The sequence below is a fragment of the Castellaniella defragrans 65Phen genome, assembly GCF_000612685.1.
Classification (GTDB): Bacteria; Pseudomonadota; Gammaproteobacteria; order Burkholderiales; family Burkholderiaceae_B; genus Castellaniella; species Castellaniella defragrans.
The window spans coordinates 818424-840432 of the sequence record NZ_HG916765.1 but is presented as its reverse complement, the minus strand read 5'-3'; the positions used below and the strand labels follow the sequence as shown (position 1 = coordinate 840432).

General features: G+C 71.2%; 16 protein-coding genes. 6 read left to right on the top strand and 10 right to left on the bottom strand.

Translation table 11 applies throughout. The features are described from left to right. The first annotated feature begins 12 nt into the window (after positions 1–12). The gene (locus BN940_RS03690) at positions 13–1581 is read left to right on the top strand and encodes an aldehyde dehydrogenase (NADP(+)) (protein WP_043680263.1); all 1569 of its coding nucleotides are present in this window, start codon (positions 13–15) and stop codon (positions 1579–1581) included. A gap of 88 nt (positions 1582–1669) precedes the next feature. Here BN940_RS03690 and BN940_RS03685 read toward each other — a convergent pair whose 3' ends face one another. Both BN940_RS03685 and BN940_RS03680 read right to left on the bottom strand, forming a co-directional pair. Further along, positions 1670–4192 (bottom strand): YbcC family protein, encoded by a 2523-nt coding sequence (locus BN940_RS03685; protein ID WP_084330801.1) that lies wholly within the window; start codon positions 4190–4192, stop codon positions 1670–1672. Continuing rightward, positions 4189–5790: an NADH-quinone oxidoreductase subunit L gene (locus tag BN940_RS03680; RefSeq protein ID WP_242404261.1), complete on the bottom strand. Its 1602-nt coding sequence runs from the start codon at positions 5788–5790 to the stop codon at positions 4189–4191. The genes BN940_RS03685 and BN940_RS03680 overlap by 4 nt, the downstream gene beginning before the upstream one ends. A gap of 175 nt (positions 5791–5965) precedes the next feature. Between BN940_RS03680 and BN940_RS03675 the strand changes: the two genes are divergently transcribed. Together BN940_RS03675 and BN940_RS03670 are read left to right on the top strand one after the other, a co-directional pair. Then, positions 5966–6922 (top strand): LysR family transcriptional regulator, encoded by a 957-nt coding sequence (locus BN940_RS03675; RefSeq protein ID WP_052355582.1) that lies wholly within the window; start codon positions 5966–5968, stop codon positions 6920–6922. Continuing rightward, a complete protein-coding gene (locus BN940_RS03670) occupies positions 6904–7542 on the top strand; it encodes a carbonic anhydrase (protein WP_043680261.1) in 639 nt (212 codons plus the stop codon). The genes BN940_RS03675 and BN940_RS03670 overlap by 19 nt, the downstream gene beginning before the upstream one ends. Here BN940_RS03670 and BN940_RS03665 read toward each other — a convergent pair. From BN940_RS03665 to BN940_RS03640, 7 genes are all read right to left on the bottom strand, one after another. Then, positions 7527–8141, bottom strand: coding sequence for an NUDIX domain-containing protein (locus BN940_RS03665; protein WP_043680258.1), 615 nt, complete (start codon positions 8139–8141; stop codon positions 7527–7529). The genes BN940_RS03670 and BN940_RS03665 overlap by 16 nt on opposite strands. Before the next feature lie 208 nt (positions 8142–8349). Next, positions 8350–8997 (bottom strand): 3'-5' exonuclease, encoded by a 648-nt coding sequence (locus BN940_RS03660; RefSeq protein ID WP_052355581.1) that lies wholly within the window; start codon positions 8995–8997, stop codon positions 8350–8352. A 166-nt stretch (positions 8998–9163) separates the two neighbouring features. Beyond that, the gene (locus BN940_RS03655; protein ID WP_148304876.1) at positions 9164–11209 is read right to left on the bottom strand and encodes a DUF294 nucleotidyltransferase-like domain-containing protein; all 2046 of its coding nucleotides are present in this window, start codon (positions 11207–11209) and stop codon (positions 9164–9166) included. A gap of 161 nt (positions 11210–11370) precedes the next feature. Then, a complete protein-coding gene (locus tag BN940_RS17820) occupies positions 11371–14502 on the bottom strand; it encodes a bifunctional diguanylate cyclase/phosphodiesterase (RefSeq protein ID WP_148304875.1) in 3132 nt (1043 codons plus the stop codon). 92 nt (positions 14503–14594) lie between these two features. Then, complete coding sequence (locus BN940_RS18810; RefSeq protein ID WP_184142694.1) at positions 14595–14690, bottom strand: TOBE domain-containing protein; 96 nt, start codon at positions 14688–14690, stop codon at positions 14595–14597. Beyond that, positions 14687–15499 carry a class I SAM-dependent methyltransferase gene (locus BN940_RS03645; protein ID WP_242404260.1) on the bottom strand — a complete coding sequence of 271 codons (813 nt, stop codon included), beginning with the start codon at positions 15497–15499 and terminating at the stop codon, positions 14687–14689. Before BN940_RS03645 ends, BN940_RS18810 begins: the two co-directional genes overlap by 4 nt. After that, positions 15496–16035: a DUF2478 domain-containing protein gene (locus tag BN940_RS03640; protein WP_043680252.1), complete on the bottom strand. Its 540-nt coding sequence runs from the start codon at positions 16033–16035 to the stop codon at positions 15496–15498. Before BN940_RS03640 ends, BN940_RS03645 begins: the two co-directional genes overlap by 4 nt. Positions 16036–16284: 249 nt before the next feature. Between BN940_RS03640 and BN940_RS03635 the strand changes: the two genes are divergently transcribed. Further along, entirely contained in the window at positions 16285–16782 is a 498-nt protein-coding gene (locus tag BN940_RS03635; RefSeq protein WP_043680250.1) for a GAF domain-containing protein, read from the top strand. 24 nt (positions 16783–16806) lie between these two features. Here BN940_RS03635 and BN940_RS03630 read toward each other — a convergent pair whose 3' ends face one another. After that, positions 16807–18015 (bottom strand): fimbria/pilus outer membrane usher protein, encoded by a 1209-nt coding sequence (locus BN940_RS03630; RefSeq protein ID WP_043680248.1) that lies wholly within the window; start codon positions 18013–18015, stop codon positions 16807–16809. A 270-nt stretch (positions 18016–18285) separates the two neighbouring features. On the opposite strand from BN940_RS03630, the gene BN940_RS17815 reads away from it, so the two are divergent. Together BN940_RS17815 and BN940_RS03615 are read left to right on the top strand one after the other, a co-directional pair. Next, the gene (locus tag BN940_RS17815) at positions 18286–20751 is read left to right on the top strand and encodes a ribonucleoside-diphosphate reductase subunit alpha (RefSeq protein ID WP_052355578.1); all 2466 of its coding nucleotides are present in this window, start codon (positions 18286–18288) and stop codon (positions 20749–20751) included. A gap of 109 nt (positions 20752–20860) precedes the next feature. Then, positions 20861–21979 carry a ribonucleotide-diphosphate reductase subunit beta gene (locus BN940_RS03615; RefSeq protein WP_043680245.1) on the top strand — a complete coding sequence of 373 codons (1119 nt, stop codon included), beginning with the start codon at positions 20861–20863 and terminating at the stop codon, positions 21977–21979. Positions 21980–22009: the final 30 nt, after the last annotated feature.

Below are 22009 nucleotides of genomic sequence, written 5' to 3'. Positions count from 1 at the left end.
AAGGACCCCATCATGCAGATCACCGGCACCCAATTGATCGGCAGCCAGGACATCCCCGGCACCGGCGCCGCATTCCACGCCATCGACCCCGCCACGGGCGAGGCGCTGCCGCCCGCCTGGCAGGGCGCGGACGCCGGCCTGGTGGACCGGGCGGCGCGGCTGGCCGAGGCCGCGTTCGCGTCCTACCGCGAGACCGGCCTGGAAGCCCGCGCCGACTTCCTGGAAGCCGTCGCCCAAGCCATCCTGGATCTGGGCGACGCGCTGATCGAGCGCGCCATGCGCGAGACCGGCCTGCCGCGGCCCCGCCTGGAAGGCGAGCGCGGCCGCACCGTGAACCAGCTGCGCCTGTTCGCCCGCGTGGTGCGCGACGGCGACTGGGTCGGCGCCCGCATCGACCGCGCCCTGCCCGGGCGCACGCCGCTGCCGCGCGGCGACATCCGCCTGCGCCACATCCCGGTGGGGCCGGTGGCCGTCTTCGGCGCCAGCAACTTCCCCCTGGCCTTCTCGGTGGCGGGCGGCGACACCGCCTCGGCCCTGGCCGCCGGCGCGCCGGTCGTGGTCAAGGCGCATCCCGCGCACCCCGGCACCTCGGAACTGGTGGGCCGCGCCATCCGCCGGGCCGTCCAGCGCTGCGGCCTGCACGAAGGCGTCTTTTCCCTGCTGGCGGGGCCGGGCCACGAGCTGAGCCTGGCGCTGGTCGGCCATCCCGCGATCCGGGCGGTGGGCTTCACCGGCTCGCGCCAGGGCGGCCTGGCGCTGATGCGGGCGGCCGCCGCGCGCCCCGTGCCCATCCCCGTCTACGCCGAGATGAGCAGCACCAACCCGGTGTTCCTGCTGCCCGGCGCCCTGGCCGCGCGCGCCGAGGCCATCGCCCGGGGCTTCGTCGCCTCGCTGACGGGCAGCGCGGGCCAGCTCTGCACCAACCCGGGCCTGATCATCGGCCTGGACGGGCCGGACCTGGACCGTTTCGTGCGTCTGGCCGCCGAGGGCGTGGGCGCCGCGCCGGCCGCCACCATGCTGACGGCCGGCATCGCCCGGTCCTACCGCGAAGGCGTCGAGCGCCTGCATGGCCACGCGGGCGTCGAGCCCCTGGCGCGCGGCGCGGCGGGCCAGGGCCCCGCGCCCTGCCAGGCCGGCCTGGCGGCGACCACGGCCGAGGCCTTCCTGGCGGACCCGGCCGGCCTGGGCGCCGAGGTGTTCGGCGCCAGCGCCCTGGTCGTGCGCTGCGCATCCCCCGAGGAACTGGCGGCCGTCGCCCGGGCGCTGGAAGGCCAGCTGACGGCCACCCTGCACCTGGAAGCCGGCGCCGACGACGCCCTGGCGGCCGGCCTGCTGCCGATCCTGGAACTGAAGGCGGGCCGCATCCTGGCCAACGGCTATCCGACCGGCGTCGAGGTGTGCGACGCCATAGTCCACGGCGGGCCGTTCCCCGCCACCTCCGACCCGCGCTCGACCTCGGTGGGCACGCTGGCGATCGCGCGCTTCCTGCGCCCCGTGTGCTACCAGGACATTCCCGACGGCCTGCTGCCGCCGGCGCTGCGCCAGGACAATCCCTGGGGCATTCCCCGCGCCGAGCGCTAGGAGCGTTCGCCCCCGCGGCATCGGGGAAGCCGCGCCGGGGCCCGGCGCACCGGCGCGCCACCGCCCCGCCGCGCGCGTCCTGGCGGGTTCAGACCGCCAGCGGCAGCCAGCGGCCGCGCTCGTAGCGCCGCAGTTCGTCGCCCTCGTAGCGCCACAGCAGCAGCCAGCCGTTGTCGCACAGCCGGCCCAGTTCGGCATGGCGCGCGATGACGCCTTCGATCGAGGCCGCCGGCGCGTCGATCACGACGGTCAGGCGCACGGGCTGGTGATACCAGCCGTCGCCGTCGTGCAGCGACTGCCTGGGCAGGCCGATGCGCAGGTCGCCGCCGTTGCCCTCGAACACCCCGACATGGCCGTCCACGACGTTGTGCAGCACCTTGTTGCCCGCGCCGTAGTGCAGCGGGTCGCAGGTGGAGGCGTGGTACTGCCAGGAGAGCCAGTGGGTGACCACCATCGGCCCCGTCATCAGCGCCTCCAGCACCGTGCCATCCGGGTCGGCGCGCGCATCGTAGTCGTGCAGGTAGACGCGGTCGAGCACCCGGCCCCGGCTGCGCTCGCGCGGGCCGATGATGAACGCGGCGTTGCGGGTGAGCCCCCATTCCGGGCGGGTCTGCGCGCCGTCGTTGGCCCGGCGGCGGAACGCCTTCAGCAGCGCCCCGGGCGCCAGGCCGGCGTCCATCCACAGCGCCGGCGCGCGTTCGCGGCGGACGCGGTCGCCGGCCTGCGCGAAGACCCGCTCCATCCGGTCCCAGCGCGCCCGCGCCGCCGGCGGCAGGAGGTCGAGGTCGAAACCGGTCACCTCGTCGGTGGTCGTGTTGTGCAGGGCCCCCATGAAGACCGTGCCGGACGGGATGTCGAGCCCGCGCGCGCTCAGGCCGGCGCGCACCTGCGGGTCGTTCAGCAGATGCGCCAGGGCGCGCGCGTTGGCCTCGCCGGAGCGCCCGTGGCAGGCGCCGCAGTCCAGCGTCGAGGCGTGCGCGTTGTTGGTGCTGTGCCCGGCGTGGCCACACAGGATCACCAGCGGCGCCAGCCGGTCGCCCAGCCCCATCGTGCGCAGGATGCCGGCGGCGAGTTCGGCGCGTGCCCCGGCGTCCAGCCCCACGACCATGGGGCGGCACGGTTCGCGCCCGCCGGCCGGCATGCCCAGGCGGTCCGCCGGCGCGCGCGGCGCGGCCGGCGGCCGGATCCAGTGCGCGATCCTGCCCAGGTAGGCCACGCCCAGGGTCTCGACGAAGGAAAAGGTGGCGTTCGGCCAGCGCACGGCGCCCAGCCACTGGTCCAGCCGCGCCAGCCGCCGCCGGCGGGCCGCACCGAGGCGGGCCGTGCGCGCTTCGTCCGCGCACGCCTGCCCGGGCGCCGTCGCCACGTCGCGCAGGGCGATGCTCGGATAGGCCGGCCCCGGCAGCTGCGGCCGGCGGGCCTCGGTGCCCAGCGGGCTGTAGTGCGCGGGCAGCCCGAAGAAGCCCGCACAGGCGCGCGTCTCCACGCCCGGCCACAGGGCCTCCAGCGCGCGCCGCATGCGTTCGCTGCGCGTATCGATGCAGAAGACGGCCTGGACTTCAGGCGCGGCGGAGGCCGCGGCCGGCGGGGGCGCCGGCGTGCGCAGGGTGCGGGCGAATTCGCGCTGGAAGCTCGCCTCCAGCGCCTCCTGCCAGAGTTCGTCGATCGCCAGCTCCGCCTCGGCCCGCGCGATCCGCTGCGGGACGTCCAGCCAGGCCGCCCCCAGCGCGGCCACCGCCGGGCTCCGCGCGGCGGGCGGCACGGCGCGCGCCAGCACCGCCTCCCAGGCGATCCGGCAGGCCAGCAGGTCGCTCAGGCGGGCGTCGTCCTGCCCGGCGGCGGCCTTCTGCCAGCCGACGTACGCGCACCACGCGGCCCAGCCATTGATCGACAGCAGCAGGGCCTCGAAATAATCCTTCCAGGCCGCGGATTCCAGTTCCAGCTCGGCGAGCGCCCAGGCCATCGCGTCCTGCGCGCGCAGGGGCAGCCCGCGCAGGTGCCGCATGAGCCCGGGCAGGCCCAGCCGCGCGCCCAGGCCATGGTCGCCGACCATGCTCTCGCGCCAGAAGCCGTACAGGTCCGGGCTGCCCGACGCGCGCCAGTCGGCCTGGTGGCGGTCGAAGTAGGTCGCGCAGGCCTGGCTCATCTGGAAGACGATGGCCTCGCGCCACGGCCAGCGCCGGTTCTTCTGCACCGCGTCGTCGAGCAGGTCCACCAGCAGCGGCGCGCGGCGCACCCGGGGCGCCGCCGCCAGCTCGGCGATGCAGCGCTCGGCCGCCGCGGCGCCGCCCTCGCGGCCCGCGTGGACGCGCAGCGCGGCCTCCAGGTCGGCGGGGAGGATGCGGCCCGCGGCCCACTCGCGCCGGATGTAGTCCCGCGCGGGGAACACCCGGAAGTCGCCCAGCACCGCCAGGCGCGCCGCCACGTGGCGGATCGGCATGCCGATGCGCCGCCAGTGGGGATTGACCGCCACCGCCTGGTCCAGCGGCCAGGCCGGCATGATGCCCGAGCAGGCGTGCGCGACGGCGTCGCGCAGGGCCGCGCCGTCGCAGGGCGCGGCCGGCGCGGGGGCCGCGTCCGCGGAGACCGTGGCTGAAAGGACGGCGCTCACGATCCGGACCTCCCCCAGGCCGAGCCGCGCAGGCCCCAGGCCGCCGGCGCGGCCGCGCGCCCGGCGCCGGCCCAGCGCACAGGCCACAGCCGCAGCACCCAATGGGTATAGCCCTCGTCCATGTAGAAACCGGCATACACCCAGCGGCGGATGGCCGTGACCGCCCGCGGCCGCAGCTGGAACGCCGCCATGCCGAGGTACATCGCCGCCATGCCGGCCAGGGCGACGAGACCGGCGGGCGCCAGCGGATCGTTGGCCACCCCGAGGGGCGCATGATCGACGAGGCCGGCCGCGAGCGTCAGCAAGACCGTCATGGCCAGCGCCGCCGCCAGGCGCACGGGCACGGCGGCGCGTCCCTGCGGCGCGGCCGGCACCCACAGGATCGGCGCCCAGGCGAGCGCCAGCACCGCGCTCCACCACCACGGCCAGGCGCCCCCGCCCAGGGCCGCCCGCACGGCGAACACGACCGCCAGCGCCACCGGCACGGCGAGCGCCATGCTGAGGCCCGAATTGCGCGCCTCGCCCGTGACGAGCGTGCGCCCGCACTCCCCGACGGTGCTCGACGCGTTCAGGAAATTGTGCGCCTTGTAGAGCGAATGCCCGAGCAGGTGCAGCGCCGCGAAGAGGTACAGGCCCAGGCCGCATTCCAGCAGCATGAAGCCCATCTGCGCGATCGTGGACCAGGCCAGATGCACTTTCTGGCTGACCCGCGTCAGCAGCACCAGCCCCGCCACCATCGCCGACACCAGCCCGAAGGCCACCAGCAGCCAGCGCGCGGCGAGCGACACGCCCAGCAGGGGTGCGAACAGCACCAGCACGTACCCGCCCAGGTTGACCACCCCCGCATGCAGCAGCGCCGAGACCGGCGTCGGCGCTTCCATCACCTGGACCAGCCAGCCGTGCACCGGCATCAGCGCGGTGCGCGCGATGACCGCCAGCGCCAGGCAGACGCCGCTCCAGGCCAGGGCCGCGGAGGCCTGGCCGGCCGCGATGTGCGCCCACAGGACGGGGAAGGACCCGCTGCCCGTCTCGGACCAGGCCAGCGCGGCGGCGGCGATCAGCAGCAGGTCGGCGGCGCGGTCGGTCACGCGCTTCTTGTGCGCGGCCAGCAGCGCGAAGGGCCGGTCCCCGTAGAAGCACAGCAGGGGATGCATCGCGCCGCCGATGGCCGCCCACGCGGCGATCAGGACGACCCAGTGGTTGGCCAGCAGCAGCAGGTGCACGGCCGCCAGCACGGCGGCCAGGGCGGTCGCGTAGACGGGCTGGCGCGGCTCGCCGCGCAGGTGCTTGGAGGAATAGACGCCGATCGCCGCGCCCAGCAGCTGCACCAGCAGGCTGACCCAGGCGCCGAACGCGTTCGCGGCCAGCCAGCCGTCCATGCCGGCGTCCGCCGCGCCGTCCGCCGGCGCGAGCGCAAGCTGCGCGACGAGCCCGGCCAGGGCCAAGGCCAGGGCGGCGAAGGTCAGCGCGTTGAACCGGCGCCACAGGCGTTCGACCGGTTCCCGGCTGCGCCACGCCTCCAGCGCCGCCGCCGACATCAGCAACGCCGGCGCCAGCGCCAGCATGAAATTCAACTCGGATGAGAATGACGAATCCAACACGTACTCCAGGAAAAGGCCCCCGCCGCCCGGCCCGCGGCCACCCGCCTCCCCCGCCGGAGGAGGCTTCTGCGTCGCGGCGGCCCGGCGGCAAAAACGACCTGCGTATTCTTGAAGTTTTCGTATGTTCTGTAAATTACATTTATAATATTGAACGGTTCTCTAAAACAGAACGATGGACATCAACCAGCTCAACTTCAAGCACCTGTTCTACTTCTGGCGCGTGGCCAAGCAGGGCTCCCTCACGCACGCGGCCGAGCAGATCCATACGTCCCAGTCGGCCCTCTCCACCCAGATACGGCAGCTGGAAAACCGCCTGGGCACGCCCCTGTTCGACCGCCAGGGCCGCCACCTGGAGCTCACCGCGACGGGTCAGCAGGTCTTCGCCTACGCCGAAAGCATCTTCGGGCTGGGCGAACAGATGCTCGGCTGGCTCGAAGGCCGCGACGAGGGCGCGACCCGCGTGCGCGTGGGCAGCGTCTCGACCATGTCGCGCAACTTCCAGGTCAACTGGCTGCGCCCCCTGCTGCGGGACCCGACGATCGTGCTGTCGGTGGATTCGGGTTCGCTGGAGACGCTGGTGGAACGCCTGCTGCGCCACCAGCTGGACGTGGTGCTGGCCAACGAGCCGGTGTCGTCCGACCCCACCCGCCCCACGTCCTCGCGCTTCCTCGGCAGCCAGGTCATCTCGCTGGTCGGCCGGGCCGACCGCTGGTCGGGCACCGCGCTGCGCGTTCCGGAGGACCTGGACGGGGTCGAGATGGCCATGCCCAGCGTGCGCCACGGCGTGCGCCTGCAGTTCGACGCCCTGTGCTTTTCGGCCGGGGTGCAGCCGCGGCTGCGCGCCGAGATCGACGACATGACGATGCTGCGCCTGATCGCGCGCGACAGCGGCTGGATCACGGTGCTGCCGGAAGTGGTCGTGCAGGACGAACTGCACTCGGGCGAGCTGGTGCACGTCGGCCAGTCCTCGCAGCTGACCGAACACTTCTACGCCATCACGGTGCGCCACGGCCACCTGGCGGGCCCGCTCAGCCGGCTGCTGTCGCGCGAGGCGGCCGGGGACATCTTCACCGACGCATCCGACCCCATTCAATCCACAAGGACCCCATCGTGCTCCCTCGACGACTGACCGACGGCTACCGCTCCTTCCTGCACGGCCGGCTCGCCACCGAACGCGCGCGCTACCTCGAACTGGCCGAAAAGGGCCAGCACCCCGACATCATGGTGATCAGCTGCGGCGATTCGCGCGTGGCGCCGGAAACCATCTTCGACGCGGGCCCGGGCGAGATGTTCGTGGTGCGCAACATCGCCGGCATCGTCCCGCCCTGCGAGGAGGATCCGGAAACCGCCTTCCACGGCACCAGCGCCTGTGTCGAGTTCGGCGTCAACGCCCTGGAGGTCGGCCACATCGTGATCATGGGCCACGCCAGCTGCGGCGGCGTGTCCGCCTACGCCAACCAGGCCGCGCCCCTGTCCAAGCGCGACTTCATCGGCAAGTGGATGTCCCAGATCAGGCCCGTGGCCGAGGCGGTCGGCCCCCGCACGGACGACTACGCCGACTGGATCCGCCGGATGGAATGGGGCGTGGTCGAATACAGCATGCGCAACCTGATGACCTTCCCCGCCGTGCGCGAACGCGTCGAGGCCGGCACGCTCGCCATCCACGGCGCGTATTTCGGCGTCGCCACGGGCGTCTTGTTCATCCGCAACCCGGAGACCGGCCGCTTCGAGCCCTACGCCGAATCCTGATCTCCCGCCCCGGCATTCGGAGCCCGGTGCCAGTCCAGCGTCCAGCGGCCGCTGCGCACGTTCTGCAGCCACAGCAGGCAGGTCAGGGTCTTGGCGTCGGTGGCCGCGCCATCGCGGCAGGCGTCGAGCAGGGCCTCGTCGGACAGGGTGCCGACGTCCAGGAACTCGTCCACGTCCAGGTCCCGCTCGCCGGCCTTCAGGCCGCGGGCGAAGAACACGTGGATGACTTCGGTGGAATAGGCGATGGCCAGGTGTATCCGCCCGGCAAGCGCCCATTCCTCCGCGGCGTAGCCGGTTTCCTCGCGCAGTTCGCGCCGGGCGCAGACCCAGGGGTCCTCGCCCGGATCGAGCTTGCCGGCCGGGAACTCCGTCATGATGCGGCCCACGGGGTAGCGGAACTGGCGCTCGACCAGGACGTGGCGCTCGTCCAGCAGGGGAATCACCACCACCGCCCCGGGATGCACGATGTATTCGCGCGTCGAGACGCTGCCATCGGGCATGCGCACCGTGTCGCGGCGCGCCTTCAGGAAATTGCCCTCGCACAGGGGCTCGCTGCGGATCAGGGTCTCGGTCAGGTTCGTATCGGAATCGTCGGTCATGTCGGAAAGGCGGGTCGTATCGGAAGGAAGGGTCGTATCGGAAGGAAGGGTCGTATCGGGAAGGTCGATCATCGGGCGCCAGCCGGCCAAGGCCGGCACGGGCCGGAACGGCGGATCACGGCGGGCCGTCCGAAGGTGTGCCGTCCTGGAACGGGCCCGCATCTTTCATCATACGGCGTCATGCGGCGCGGCGCGGACGCGCGGCGGCTCAGAAGACCGGCCCGCCCGGCCCCATCCGGCCGGCCCGCCAGTCCCGCGCCGCCGCGGCCAGCTCGCCCCAGGTGCGCAGGCCCTGCCGCTGCGCGCGGCGCAGCGCCACCAGGGCGAGTTCCGCCGTCAGCATGGCATCGGCCACCGCCGCGTGCCGGGCCGGCGCGGCCAGCCCGAACGCCGCCGCCCACTCGTCCAGCCCCGCATGCGGACCGGCCCGGTCGGGGAACAGCATCGGCGCCAGCACCGCCAGGTCCAGCACCTCGCCGTCCCAGCGCAGTCCCAGGTGCGCCTTCAGGGCGCGCGCCAGCAGCGCGCGGTCGAAGCCGGCATGGAAGGCCAGCCACACCGCGTCGCCGGCGAAATCCAGCAGGCCGGACAGCGCGTCCCGCGGCGCCACGCCGCGCTCCAGGTCGGCGCGCGTCAGGCCATGGAACAGCCGCCCCGCGAGCCCCAGCGGACCCGTCGCGCGCACGACGCGGGCGTACTGGCGGCCCAGCGGGATCGCCAGGTCCTCGATGCGGACCGCGCCGATGGACAGGATGCGGTCCCGCCGGGGATCCAGGCCGCTGGCCTCCAGGTCGAAGACGACGGCCGGCTGGCTGCGGAAGTCGCGCGCGCGCCAGGCCTCGCGCCTCATCCACATCGCCGCCTCCGGCGCACGGCCGCGCGGTCTGCCCGAAGCCGGAGCACGCCGTCTCCGTTCGCCACGCCGTCCTGGTTCGCCATGCGGCCCCCGTCCTCCACGCTGTCCTCATTCGCCATGCGGCCTCCATTCACCACGCTGCTCCCGCTCACCACGCCGTCCTCCTTCACAGGCGGTAGCTGTAGCGCAGCAGCTTCTGCAGGTCGGCGGCCTGGCGCAGGGCCTCGCGCAGGATGCGCCGGTCCAGGGCGTTGAGCGAACCCGGCAGGACGTGGTTGGACGGGGCCTCGCCGGCATGGATGCGCGCCTGGTGCTGCCGCAGCCGCAGCAGCTGCAGGTAGCGGTAGGATTCGACGTAGGCGCCCACGTCGCGCCCGCTCAGCACGCCGCGCTCGGCCAGCGCCTGCAGGCGCCCCACCGTGGAAGTCTCGGCGATGCCGGCGGCCAGGGCGAAGACCCGGGCGGCATCCACGAAGGGCGTGAGCGCCTGCGTCTTCAGGTCGAAGCCCGAGGCGCCCGCCTTCCAGGCGCCGCCCGCGATCTCGAACAGGCCGCCCGACGGCGGCTGGTTGCGCAGGGCCGTCTCGGCCAGCATCCGCTGGAACTGGGGAGAATCGGCCACCTGCTCCAGCAGGAACCGGCTCAGCGCCGCGAAGCCGTTGTCCTCGCCCCACAGCAGCCGCAGGTCGAAGCAGATCACCGCCTGGAGCAGGTGCTCGGGCGTGGGCTGCCGGATGATGTCGGCGAACCAGCGTTCCCATTCGCGCGCCGCCAGGCGCAGGGCCGGATTGCTGGCCATGACCCTGCCGCGGCACAGCGGCAGGCCGCAGCGGTCCAGGTCCTGGTTGATCGTCTCGGCCAGCGGCCGCAGCGCTTCGCGCCGTTCCTGCGCCTCGGCGTCGCTCGCCGCCTGGAACAGCATGCCGTTGTCCTGGTCCGTCAGCAGCGTCTGCTCGCGCCGGCCCTCGCTGCCGAAGGCCAGCCAGGCGAACGGCACGCCCGGATCGCCGACGTCGCGCAGCGCCAGCTCGATCACGCGATGCGTGGTGTGGTCGTTCATCTGGGCGATCAGGCGCATCACCTGCAGCGCATCGACGCCGTGCGCCAGCATGCCCGAGATCGCCCGGGCCAGGTCCGTGCGCAGCCCGGCCAGGGTCTCGGCGTCCTCGGCCTGGCGCATGGCCCGCGCCAGGTGCACGATGCCGATCCGCTGCAGGGCGAACAGGTCGCGCTCGGACACCACGCCGGCCAGGACGCCGGCCTGCGCGATGCACAGGTGGCCGATGCGATGGCGCGTCATCAGCAGGATGGCCTCGAAGGCCATGGCGTCGGGCGGCAGGCAGACCGGATGGCGGGTCATGAATTCCCCGATGGGGGCGTCCAGCCGGATCGCGCCGGCCGCGACCTCGCGGCGCAGGTCGCGCAGAGTGAAGATGCCCACGGGACGGCGCTGTTCGTCCGTGACGACGATGCTGCCCACCCGCCGCTCGTGCATCCGCTGCACCGCCCGGGACAGCGGCAGATCCGGCGTACAGGCCACCGGGTCGCGCGCCATGAGCGAGCCCAGCGCCTGGTCGAAGACGTAGCCCTCGCCCTGGACCGCCGCGGCCTCCTGCCGCGTGCGCTGGTGCAGCCGCCCGAGCAGGCTGCCCGCGCCGCGCAGGGCGTAGGCGCGGAAGGGCTCGGACCATTCCAGGGCCTCGACGAAATCGGGCCGGTCCACCTGCAGGCAGAAGGTGTCCTGCAGGGCGCGGTAGCGCGTGCGGGTGGGGCGATGCTCCAGCAGGGCGGCCACCGGAAAGGCGTCGGCCGGCCCCAGGACGAAGCCGCCGCCCGGATCGGCGCCCGCGGCGGACTTCCCCGCCGCGCCGGCCCCGGCATCCGGACCCGTCTCTGTACCGGCACCGGCGCCCGTACCCGCACCTGTATCTGTACCGGCACCCGCAGTCGCACCGGCAGCGCCGTCCGGGCCGGGCCGGCGGCCTTCGACCGCGCCCTGGCGGATCAGGTACCACGCATCGGCGGGCCCGTCGTCCGGGGACGCGATCTCCTGCCCCGCCTCGAAGAACCGCAGCCGCATCCGCTCGACCAGCCGGCGCACGTGCCCCGGCTCCATCTGGTCGAAGGGCGGATATTCCCGCAGGAACCGCATCAGTCCCTGCACGTTCTGGTTCACGGCATCCCGGTCGGCCGCATCCGCTCTGTCTGACATGGAAACTGACATGGAAACGCTCCCGCGCCCGTCTTCGATATTTCATTCATACCACGTTTCCCGGGAGCGCCAGTCGACCCGCATCAAGACATGGGCGGGTCCCGCCGGGACATGGACGGGCCCCGCCGCGGCCGCCGCGCGCGGCGCCGGCGGCCGCGCGGTCAGCGGCCGCGCAGCCAGGCCTCGGCGCTGGACTCGGGCGCCGGATGGCCGATGAAGTAGCCCTGGCCGACGTCGCAGCCCATGTTCCACAGCAGGTCCAGCGTTTCCTGCGTCTCGATGCCCTCGGCGATCACCATCAGGCCCAGGGTGTGGCTCATCTCGATGATGGAGCGCACGATGGCGCGCATGTCGGCATCGGCGGCCATGCCGGCCACGAAGGACTGGTCGATCTTCAGCGCGTCGACGGGCAGCCGGTTCAGGTAGGCGAACGAGGAATAGCCGGTGCCGAAATCGTCGATCGACAGCCGCACGCCCAGGGCGTGCAGGGCGTGCAGGGTGTCCAGCGCCCGGGTGGGGTCGGCCATGATGGCGCTTTCGGTGACTTCGAGCTCCAGCAGCGCGGGGTCCAGCCCGTGGCGCAGCAGGGCGTCCCTGATCTGGCTGGGGAAATGGCCGTCGAGCAGGTTGCGGGCGGACACGTTCACGGCCATGCCGACGCCGGGATGGACGGCCTGCAGCCGGGAACAGCAGGCCACCGCCTGGTCCACGACCCAGAGGGTGAAGGGATGGATCAGGTCGCTGACCTCGATGATGGGGATGAACCGGCCCGGCGGGATCAGGCCCCGTTCCGGGTGCATCCAGCGGGTCAGGGCCTCGAAGCCCATCGGCGAGCCCGAGGCCCGCAGGCCGTCGTTCAGGAAGACCTTGGGCTGCAGATGCAGCAGGAACTGGCCCTGCGCCAGCGCCGTGCGCAGTTCCCCGCGCAGCAGCAGGTGGTCGTGCACGCTGGCGCGGTCCTGGGGATTGAACACGGCGATCCCCAGGCCGTCGCGCTTGGCGCGGCGCATCGCGGTGTCGGCGCAGCGGACCAGCTCGTCCGGATCGCGCGCATGGCCGGGATGCACGGCCAGGCCGAAGCTGCAGCTGATGCGGATCTGCAGGTCGTTCAGCGCGAACGGATCGCGCAGCGCGGCGAGCAGCACGTGGACCTGCTCCTGCGCCAGGTGTTCGTCGCCCGTGTCGAGCAGGAAGGCGAATTCGTCGCTGCCCAGCCGGGCCAGCATGCACGCCGGGCCCAGCAGCCCCTGCAGCCGCTGCGCGACCGCCTGGAGCAGCCGGTCGCCCGCGTCGTGCCCGAGCGCCTCGTTGACCTCCTTGAAGCCGTCCAGATTGGACATGACCAGGGTCCAGGGCGCCTCGGGGGACTGTTCCGAGCGCGCCTGCAGGCGCCGCAGGATGTCGCCGCGGTTGAGCAGCCCCGTCAGGGGATCGTGGGTGGCCTGGTAGGCCAGCGCCCGCTGCTGCGCCCGGCGTTCGCTGATGTCCAGGAACGTCACCAGGCAGAACTCCAGCCGGCCGTCCTGCAGGATCGGATAGGACCAGTATTCCGCCGGGAAGCAGGTGCCGTCGCGGCGCCACAGGACCTCGTCGTCCACGTGGATCCCCTTGCCCTCCCGCAGGGCCAGGTGCATGCGGCATTCCTCCAGCGGATAGGGGCTGCCGTCCTCGTGCCGGTCATGGATCAGGCTGTGGAAGTGCTGGCCCACCAGCTGGTCGGGGTGGTCGTACCCCAGCAGGTGCGAACAGGCCTGGTTGGCGAAGATGCAGCAGCCGCTCGCATCCAGCCCGTAGATGGCTTCCGCCGTGACGTCCATCAGCTGGCTGATGAGGCGCTCGCGTTCCTTCAGCCCGCGGCTCAGCGTCTCGCGCTCGGTCAGGTCGCGGATGACCAGCACGTGGGCCAGCTGGCCGGTGAACATCAGCGACAGGCTGCGGACCTCGACGAACAGCGGCTGCCCGTCGCGGCGGCGGTGGCGCTCGTAGGAAAAGGCGGTGTCCGGCTGGTGTTCGAGCACCTCGATGCGCAGGTCGTCGAGGCCCAGGCGCAGGAAGTGGTCCCGGCCGTAGCCGTAGCGGCGCATCGCCTCGTCGTTGACGGCCAGGAAGCGGCCGCTGTCCAGGCTCAGCACCATCATCGGATTGGGGCTGCCCTCGAACAGCAGCCGGTAGCTCTGTTCGGACTGGGCCAGGGAGCGCTGGTAGGACTGCAGGGCATCGGCCATGTCGTCGAACTGCTGGCCGATTTCGCGCAGGTCGCGCCCCTGCAGCCGGTCGGCCACGCGTCCGGAGAAGTCCTGCGACGCCAGCCGCCGCACGGCCTCGCGCAGGTGCTCCAGGCTGCGCCCGGCCGCCAGCTGCATCAGGTTCCAGGCCGCCAGCACCGCCACGCACAGCAGCAGCGCGACGATGAACATCCCGACCCACAGGGCGCGGCGGGCCTCGCCGTAGAGCACCGATTCCGGCACCTCGTAGCGCACCGACAGGCCGTGCGGATCGCCCCGCGGGCCGGCCGTCATGGACATCGTGACCCAGCGGCGGCCGTCGGCGTCCAGGTGGGTGCCGCGCACCAGCCCGTCCTCGTGGGGCGGATGCGGATCGAGCCGCTCGCCCAGGTGGCTGGTGTCGCCCGGCACGCGCTGCAGCACGTGCCCCTCGCGGTCCAGGATCCACAGGCGCCCGCCCGGCAGCAGGTCGGGAATGGCCGCGCCGGCCCGCAGGTAGCCGAGGTTCATGCCGCCGAAGACCACCCCGCCGTTGACGCCGGAATCGCCCGGCACGCGCACCGCCAGGACCAGCGTGGGCAGGTTGGACATGCGTCCGATGATGAAGCCGCCCAGCGTGACCTCGGCCTGCTCGATGGCCTTGCGGAAATAGGGCCGGTCGCCCAGGTAGACGCCGTTGGGATCGGGGTCGGGCAGGCCCGAGCAGACCTGGTAGCCGCGCGCGTCGGTCACGCCCAGGTTCAGGTAGCGCGGCAGGCGCGCCAGCAGCGACGCCAGGTAGCCGCGACATTCGGCCCAGCGCTCATGGCGCAGGATGGGGGAATTCGCCAGCGTGTGGAGCACGTCGCTGGCGTCGTTGATCAGCGCCCGGTCGTAGGCCGCCGTGACGCTGACCAGGCTTTCGGCCGCGCGCTCGCTGTTGGCCACCAGGCTCCGGTACTGGTGCCAGACGTAGTAGCCCAGGCCGCAGAGGAGCGGCACGATGACCGCCAGCACCGCCAGGAACAGGCGCGCCCGGAGGCTGTCGAGCAATCCTGCGTGGGGACCCGTGCCGCGAGATTCGGACAATCCGTGCCTCCCTGCGTGTCATGTCCGGCGCCAGGAATAGTGCCGAAAGGAGGAAATATACACGGAACCGGCGGGAATCGACCCGCCGAAAATCAGCCCGGCACGCCGACGATGACGCTGGAGGCCTTGAAGATCGCCCGCACGGATTCGCCCACGGCCAGGCCCAGGTTGCGCGCGCTTTTTTTCATGCCGTTTTCTCCCAATGGATGAAGGCCCACCGCATCGGCGCCCCGCCCCGGGCCGCGCGCGCGGGGTCGGCATCATGCCAGGCGCGCAGGCGGGCCAGCTCCCGCTCGCCCAGGTCCGGATAGGTCCAGGACACCCGCGCGGCGAAGGCCTCGAACGAGGCCGTCCCCGCCAGGCGGCTGGGCACTTCGATATAGTCCACGCGGGGATGGATGCCCTTGCGGTGCAGCAGGTTGAGGACGTAGATGTAGTCCGGAAACCCCTGGTGGCCGCGCCCCACGATGTCCGCGACGGCGGGGTCCATGAAATGCCCGCCCACCAGATGCGTCATGTAGACGCGCAGGCGGGCATGGGCCGACAGCTTGTCCAGCGCGGCATCCAGGTCGGCCACGTTGGAGGCGCGCGAGGCCACGGCGATGTCGCAGACCGGCACGTCGGACCAGTCGTCCTCCCAGGCGCGATGGATCGCCGCGACGTTGCCGGCGCCCTGCCGCGCGGCCTGCTCGCGCAGGGCGTCGAGCATGGCCGTGCTGTAGTCCAGGCCGTAGACGCGCTCCAGGCGCCCGGCCAGCGGCAGGCAGATGGTGCCGGGGCCGCAGCCCACGTCCAGCAGCGTGCGCGCGCCGCCCAGGTCCATGCGCGAGAGGAATTCGCCGGCATAGCCGCTCGTACCGGCCAGGGGCATGCCGTTCTTCCTGACCCGGGCGTCCCACTCGCCCGCCTGCTTCGGCGGACGGCCGCTGCGGGCCATGTGGTTGCGGTACAGCCGGGCGAAATCCAGGTCCTCGATCGTCAAGGCGTCGTCATTCATGCCATCATCCATCGGTTCCGCGCGGGCATCGCGCACACCCGCGCGCCCCATTCGTTCAACAGATCGGCATCCACGGGCAGCTCCACGCCCAGGCCGCCGGTGAAGTGCCGCCAGTCCTCCAGGAATTCCCCGGCGACGATGGTCAGCACCGGAATGCTCTCGGCCATCAGGGCGAGGAACTCCGCGGCGAAACCGCCGCCGCCCGCTTCCTGGCGGCCATATCGGCTCACGACCACCAGGTCCGGGCGGTCATTCCCGGCCACGCGCAGCGCGGCGCTGGCCGCCGCCAGCCGGAAGACGTCCAGGCAGCACGCCCGGGATCCCGCGCCCAGGTCCTGGAAAATCTCGAAGGACTCGCCGGTCCGGACGTCGCGCAGGCGCCGCCGGGACCGGCCCGCCTCCTCGCCGCCCGGCTCCGTCACGAGGCCGCGCACGTCCAGCCCCGCGCGGGACTGGCGCTCGGCGAAGGCGCGCATCAACGCATCGGCCCCGTCCTCGTGGTCATGGACGATGGCGGCGATCGGCAGCGTGATCATGGGCGGTTCTCCTGGCGTCGGATCCGGCGGCGACAGGCGCCATGCCGCGCCGCCGACATTGTCATGCGGAGATCGGACACGCGGCCTTGATGCCGCGCAAACGTCCCCCGGCCCAGCATAAGCCAGTCGGGCACACATTCGCTATATATACAAGATTATAACGATCATCATGCCGCGGTCCGGCCGGCGGCCGGCCCGCAACGGCCGCCCTACAATGGGATTTCCTCAGACCGTCTCCTGGAATGCCCGATGTTCACATTCGCTCCCCGCGCCTACGCCAGCAAGGCGGAACACTACGCCGACCTCGCCGCCCAGGCGCGCGGCCTGATCGCGGGGGAACCCGACCTGATCGCCAACGCGGCCAATTTCAGCGCGCTGGTGTTCGACAGCCTGCCGCAGCTGAACTGGGCGGGCTTCTACCTGTACGACGGCACGGAACTCGTCGTCGGTCCTTTCCAGGGCAAGCCCGCCTGCATCCGCATCGCCCTGGGCTCGGGCGTCTGCGGCACGGCCGCGAGCACCCGGAGGACCCAGGTCGTCCGCGACGTCAGCCGGTTCTCCGGACACATCCCCTGCGATTCCGCCTCGCAATCGGAAATCGTCGTGCCGCTGGTGCGCGCGGACGGATCGCTGCTGGGCGTCTGGGACGTGGACAGCCCCGTCACGGACCGCTTCGACGAGGACGACCGGCGTGGGATGGAAGCCCTGTGCCGCGTCTTCATGAACCACCTGAACGGCCGGGACTGATCCCGGCCCGGAACCGCCGCCGCCCTACCAGTCCAGCGGCAGCGAGAACCGCGCGCCCAGGCCGTAGTCCCCGGACGTCAGGTTGCGGTTGGTTTCGAGGCGCACCCGCAGGTACGGACCATAGCGGAAGCCGTGCGCCAGCCCGACCCGCTCGTCCAGCCCGCCGCCCGCCGCGTCCAGCCGCCGCTCGAACGAGCCGCTGAACGAACCCCAGCGGCCCGCCGCCAGGTCCAGCTGCCACTGGTTGCTGACGCAGTCGCAGCCGGGGTCGCCGCCGTACGCGGCCAGGTCCGCATAGCCCCCGCCCTGCCGCGCATTCACCCAGGACAGGTCCCAGCCCGGCAGCAGGCCCAGGGTATAGCCCAGCTGCCGGCGCCAGCCCTCGGCCAGCGGCTGGCGCGAGCCGGACACGCCGAACCGCCAGGCGCCCGCGCCGCCCATGGAATAGTCGCCCCCCAGCCCCAGCGCCGTCAGGCCCTGGGCGCTCTGCAGCCGCGAGGCCAGGATCAGGTCGCGGTCCGGCGCATAGCGCGTGGTCGCATCGAGCGCGACCGGTCCGTAGGCCAGATCGCCCTCGGCGGGCGTGCGGCCGGTGTCCACGGCGCCGACCGCCACCGCGTAGTCCCACGACCCGGCCGGCAGGCGCCCCTGGGAGACGGAGCGGGCCACGCCCACCCCCGCGAGGCGCACGGGCCGCCCCCAGTCCGGCGCGCCCGCGGCCGTGCTGCCCAGCGTCACGCCGTAGCCGGCGGAACTGCGATAGCGCCAGTTCCGCGCGCCCAGGGTCCAGGCGTCCAGGCCGCCGGAGGCGAGCGGCCCGAATCCGCCGGACGGCCCCGCGCCGGCCGCCGGATCGGCGGCCGAGCCGAACCAGCGCAGGCGGAAGCATCCCTCCACCTCGCCGCTTGCAAGCGGCCCGGATCCGCCAGGCACGTCACAGTCCGCAAGGACTGTCCCGTGTCCGGGCTCATCCAGGAACAGCAGGTCGTAGCGCAGCCCGGGGACGGCGACCGCCCCGGACGCATCCGGCACGTCGGCGGCATCGCCGGCCTCGGCCGCGTCGGAGGGGACGTCGGACGGGACGTCGCGGGGCACGTCGGGGACGGCATAGCGCTGGGGGGCCAGGTCGATGAGCGCCGCATCCGGGTCGGCCGCCTGCCAGGCCCGGGCCGGCGCGAGGCTGGCGCCGCCCAGCAGGGCCGACACGGCCAGCAGCCGGACGATTCCATTCATGGGATGACACGCAGGATCGCCGGGCCGCGCGGGCCCGGGCGATGAAATCCAGGGATCGCGCGGCGCGAAAACCGCCGCGAAATCCCCCAAAGCGCTCCAGGGTATCACGACGCGGGGGGCCGCCGAAACCCTCAAAATGTTTCAACGGACGAATTTGAAACCGCGCTTGCCTACACCATATATTGTGTTTATCATTTCCAGCCGCACTACATGTAGAAAATCAAAGAGGTCTTCTGCAGGAAGACCCCATGCCACCAAGGACTGCCGGCCGTGATCAAGAACATCGTCAAGCGTGATGGACGCATCGAACCCTACATCCCCAGCAAGCTCAACGGCTGGGGCCGCTGGGCCGCCGCCAACCTGGGCAACAAGGTCGACTGGAGCAGCATCGTGCTGCAGGCCGTCAGCACCATGCCCGAGACGGTCTCCACCGCCGATCTGCAGGAAAAACTGATCCAGAACTGCCTGGACAAGGGCACCTGGTCCTACTACCTGATGGCGGGCCGGCTGTACGCGTCCCACCTGCACAAGATCATCCACGGCCCCGCCATCCCCACCGTCAAGGCCCTGCACGACCGCATGGTGGCCGACGGGGTGATGGTGCGCCTGGACTACACCGACGCCGAATACGCCGAGATCGAGTCCTTCATCGACCACGAGCAGGACTACGACACGCCGCACTTCTCGCTGCACTACATCCGCAAGAAGTACAGCCTGCAGAACCGCGTCACCCGGCAGGAATACGAAACGCAGCAGTTCGTCTACATGCGCATGGCCATGGCGCTGTCGGAAAACGAGCCCGCCGAGCGCCGGATCGACCTGGTGCGGCGCTTCTACACCGAATTCTCCGCCAAGCGGATCTCCGCCCCCACGCCCAACTACGTCAACCTGGGCACCAAACTGCGCGGCTTCGCCTCGTGCTGCCTGTACGTGGTGGACGACAACGAGGCGTCCCTGGCCATCGGCGACCACATCGCCTACCGCATGACCGCGGCCTCGGCCGGGATCGGCAGCCACCTGATCACCCGCAGCAAGGGCGACCCGGTGCGCGGCGGCCTGATCCAGCACCAGGGCAAGCTGCCCTACCTGGCCTCGCTGGGCAAGGCGGTGCACGCCAACATGCAGGCCGGGCGCGGCGGCGCCTGCACCACCTACTATTCCGGCTTCGACCCCGAGGCCGAGGTCATCGCCTACCTGCGCAACCCGCGCAGCACCGAGGACCGCAAGAACCGCGACCTGCACTACGCACTGGTCACCAACAAGCTCTTCGCCGAAAAGGTCGCCCGCAACGAGGAAGCCTTCTCGTTCAACGTGCGCACCGCGCCCGAGCTCACCCGGCTGTTCTTCGGCCCCGACTCGGCCGCCTTCAAGCGCGAATACGAGCGCCTGGAGCGCGACCCCTCCTTCAAGAAGGAAACCTTCAAGCCGCGCGACCTGATCCTGACCTCGCTGAACGAGGCGCTGGAGACCGGCGTGGCCTACCTGGCCAACATCGACGAGATGAACCGCCACACGCCCTTCAAGGAACCCATCCATTCCAGCAACCTGTGCCTGGAGATCTGCGAGCCCAACCGTCCCTACCAGGACATGCGCGACCTGTATTCCGACCGGGAAGTGGGCCACATCACCGTCGAGCTCGCCGACGGAACGACGCAGACCTTCGACTTCAACGCGCCGCTGACCGTCGCGGTCGCCGACTCCACCCTGCCGCGCGTCATCTTCGCCGGCGAACTGAAGGCGGGCGACGACATCCTGTCCGACGAGCCGGGCAAGGGCGGCCGGGTCGCCCGCGTGGTCGAGATCCACGAGGAACCCGAGATCGCCCTGTGCTCCCTGGGCGCCATCGCCTACGACGCCATCGGCGAGGACGACGACGAGACCTACCAGGAGGCGATGTACCTGACGTTGAAGATGATCGACTACTGCATCCTCAACTCGCACTACGTGCTGCCCCACGTGGCCGTGACCGCCAAGGCCCGCATGAACGCCGGCGTGGGCCTGATGGGCGTGGCCACCCACATGGCGCGCAAGGGCCTGCGCTACGACACCGACGAGGGCCGCGAGGAACTGCACCGCATCGCCGAACGCCACATGTACCACGCCATCCGGGCCTCGCTGCGCATCAGCAAGGAACGCGGCGTCGCGCCCTGGATGCACAAGACCCGCTGGCCTGACGGCTGGCTGCCGATCGACACCTACAACCGCAACGTCGACGAGCTGGGCGACTTCCATAACCGCTACGACTGGGAAGCCCTGCGCACCGAGATCATGCAGAACGGCGGCATCGCCCATTCCTGCCTGGTGGCGTACATGCCGGGGGAATCGTCCTCCAAGGCGCTGGGCAAGCCCAACTCGCTCTATCCCGTGCGCGACGTCACGCTGAACAAGACCGACGGCTCGGTCACGATCCGCTGGGCCGCGCCCGAGAGCGACAACCCGGCCTATTTCTACCAGTCGGCCTGGGACATCTCCGAAGTGGACATGATCAAGGCCTACGCGGTGTTCCAGAAATTCACCGACCAGGGGATCTCCGCCGACCTGTGGCGCCGGATCAAGGACGACGACAAGGTCTCCAGCCGCGAACTGCTCACCCACTACTTCGCCATGGTGAAGTACGGCATGAAGACCCGCTACTACTACAACTCCAACGTGGCCTCGGACAAGACGCTGGACAACGCCGGCAGCATCCACGACGGCGTGGAAGAAAAAGTCGTCTGCGAAAGCTGCACGATGTAGGCCCTTCCCCGACATCAGGGCCGCCCGCGCCGCACGGCCCGCACGACCCCGGCCCCGGACGACCGTTCCGGGGCCTCCGACCGCCCCCTACCCCTGGCACGACCCGAAAATGACCCAAGAAGCCCTGCCCACCAAGATCTTCAACACCGACAAGTCCGACTACGCCTTCCCGGAAATCATCCTGGGCCAGGACCTGGGCCTGTTCGACACGATCAACAAGTTCTATCCCGAGATCTGGAAGCTCTACAAGACGCTGAAGAACCAGGACTGGGACGAGAACGAGTTCGACTATTCCACCTGCAACGTGCAGTTCAAGACCTGCGACCGCCACACCTACGACATGATGGTCAAGACCCTGGCGTGGCAATGGGAGGCCGACAGCGTCGCCTCGCGCTCCATCGCCGCCGTGCTGGCCCCGGTCTGCACCAGCAGCGAGGCCTGGTCCGGCTGGGTGGAGATCACCAAGAACGAGATCGTCCACGCCGCCACGTATTCCGAGATCGTCCGCAACAGCTTCGACAATCCCGACGACATCCTCAACGAGATCCTCTCGGTCAAGGAGGCCATCAGCCGCCTGCGCGTCGTCAGCGAGGTCTTCAACCGCGCCTTCGAGGTCAGCTACGACTACGCCCGCGGCCAGCGCGAGAACGACCAGGAAACCTACAACGCCATCTACCTGTTCATCGTCGCCGTGCTGTGCATGGAGCGCATCCAGTTCCTTGCCTCGTTCGCCGTCACCTTCGGCATCTGCGACGGCACGGGCCTGTTCCAGCCCATCGGCAAGGCGGTCCAGAAGATCGCCCAGGACGAATTCGAGGTCCACGTCCAGTACGGCAAGGAAGTCCTGCGCGCCATGGTCAAGACCGAGCGCGGCCGCACCGCCTTCGAGCAATGCCGCGACAAGATCGTCCAGATGATCGACGAGGTCACCGCCAGCGAGGTCGAATGGACCGACTACGCCTTCTCCGAAGGCCGCGAGCTCACCGGCGTGACCTGCCAGATGATGAAGGACTGGGTCCATTTCAGCGCCACCGACGTGGCCCGCTTCTTCAACGTCCAGGACCGGGTGTCCTTCCCGATCGTCACCGAGAACCCGCTGAAATACATGGAAAGCTGGCTCAACATGAGCAAGGTCCAGGCCTCCAACCAGGAAGAGGACACCGCCCAGTACAAGGTCGGCGTGATGAAGCGCGACGACGAGAACGAAGTGTTCGACGTGGATTTCTGAATCCGCGCCTCCTGCCATACCTCCCGATCA

Bases quoted from the DNA above. Each gene is read 5' to 3' on its own strand.
- BN940_RS03690 (WP_043680263.1), top strand. From the start codon at position 13: ATGCAGATCACCGGCACCCAATTGATCGGCAGCCAGGACATCCCCGGC.
- BN940_RS03675 (WP_052355582.1), top strand. From the start codon at position 5,966: ATGGACATCAACCAGCTCAACTTCAAGCACCTGTTCTACTTCTGGCGC.
- BN940_RS03665 (WP_043680258.1), bottom strand. From the start codon at position 8,141: ATGACCGACGATTCCGATACGAACCTGACCGAGACCCTGATCCGCAGC.
- BN940_RS03660 (WP_052355581.1), bottom strand. From the start codon at position 8,997: ATGTGGATGAGGCGCGAGGCCTGGCGCGCGCGCGACTTCCGCAGCCAG.
- BN940_RS03655 (WP_148304876.1), bottom strand. From the start codon at position 11,209: ATGTCAGACAGAGCGGATGCGGCCGACCGGGATGCCGTGAACCAGAAC.
- BN940_RS18810 (WP_184142694.1), bottom strand. From the start codon at position 14,690: ATGAAAAAAAGCGCGCGCAACCTGGGCCTGGCCGTGGGCGAATCCGTG.
- BN940_RS03645 (WP_242404260.1), bottom strand. From the start codon at position 15,499: ATGAATGACGACGCCTTGACGATCGAGGACCTGGATTTCGCCCGGCTG.
- BN940_RS03640 (WP_043680252.1), bottom strand. From the start codon at position 16,035: ATGATCACGCTGCCGATCGCCGCCATCGTCCATGACCACGAGGACGGG.
- BN940_RS03635 (WP_043680250.1), top strand. From the start codon at position 16,285: ATGTTCACATTCGCTCCCCGCGCCTACGCCAGCAAGGCGGAACACTAC.
- BN940_RS03630 (WP_043680248.1), bottom strand. From the start codon at position 18,015: ATGAATGGAATCGTCCGGCTGCTGGCCGTGTCGGCCCTGCTGGGCGGC.
- BN940_RS03615 (WP_043680245.1), top strand. From the start codon at position 20,861: ATGACCCAAGAAGCCCTGCCCACCAAGATCTTCAACACCGACAAGTCC.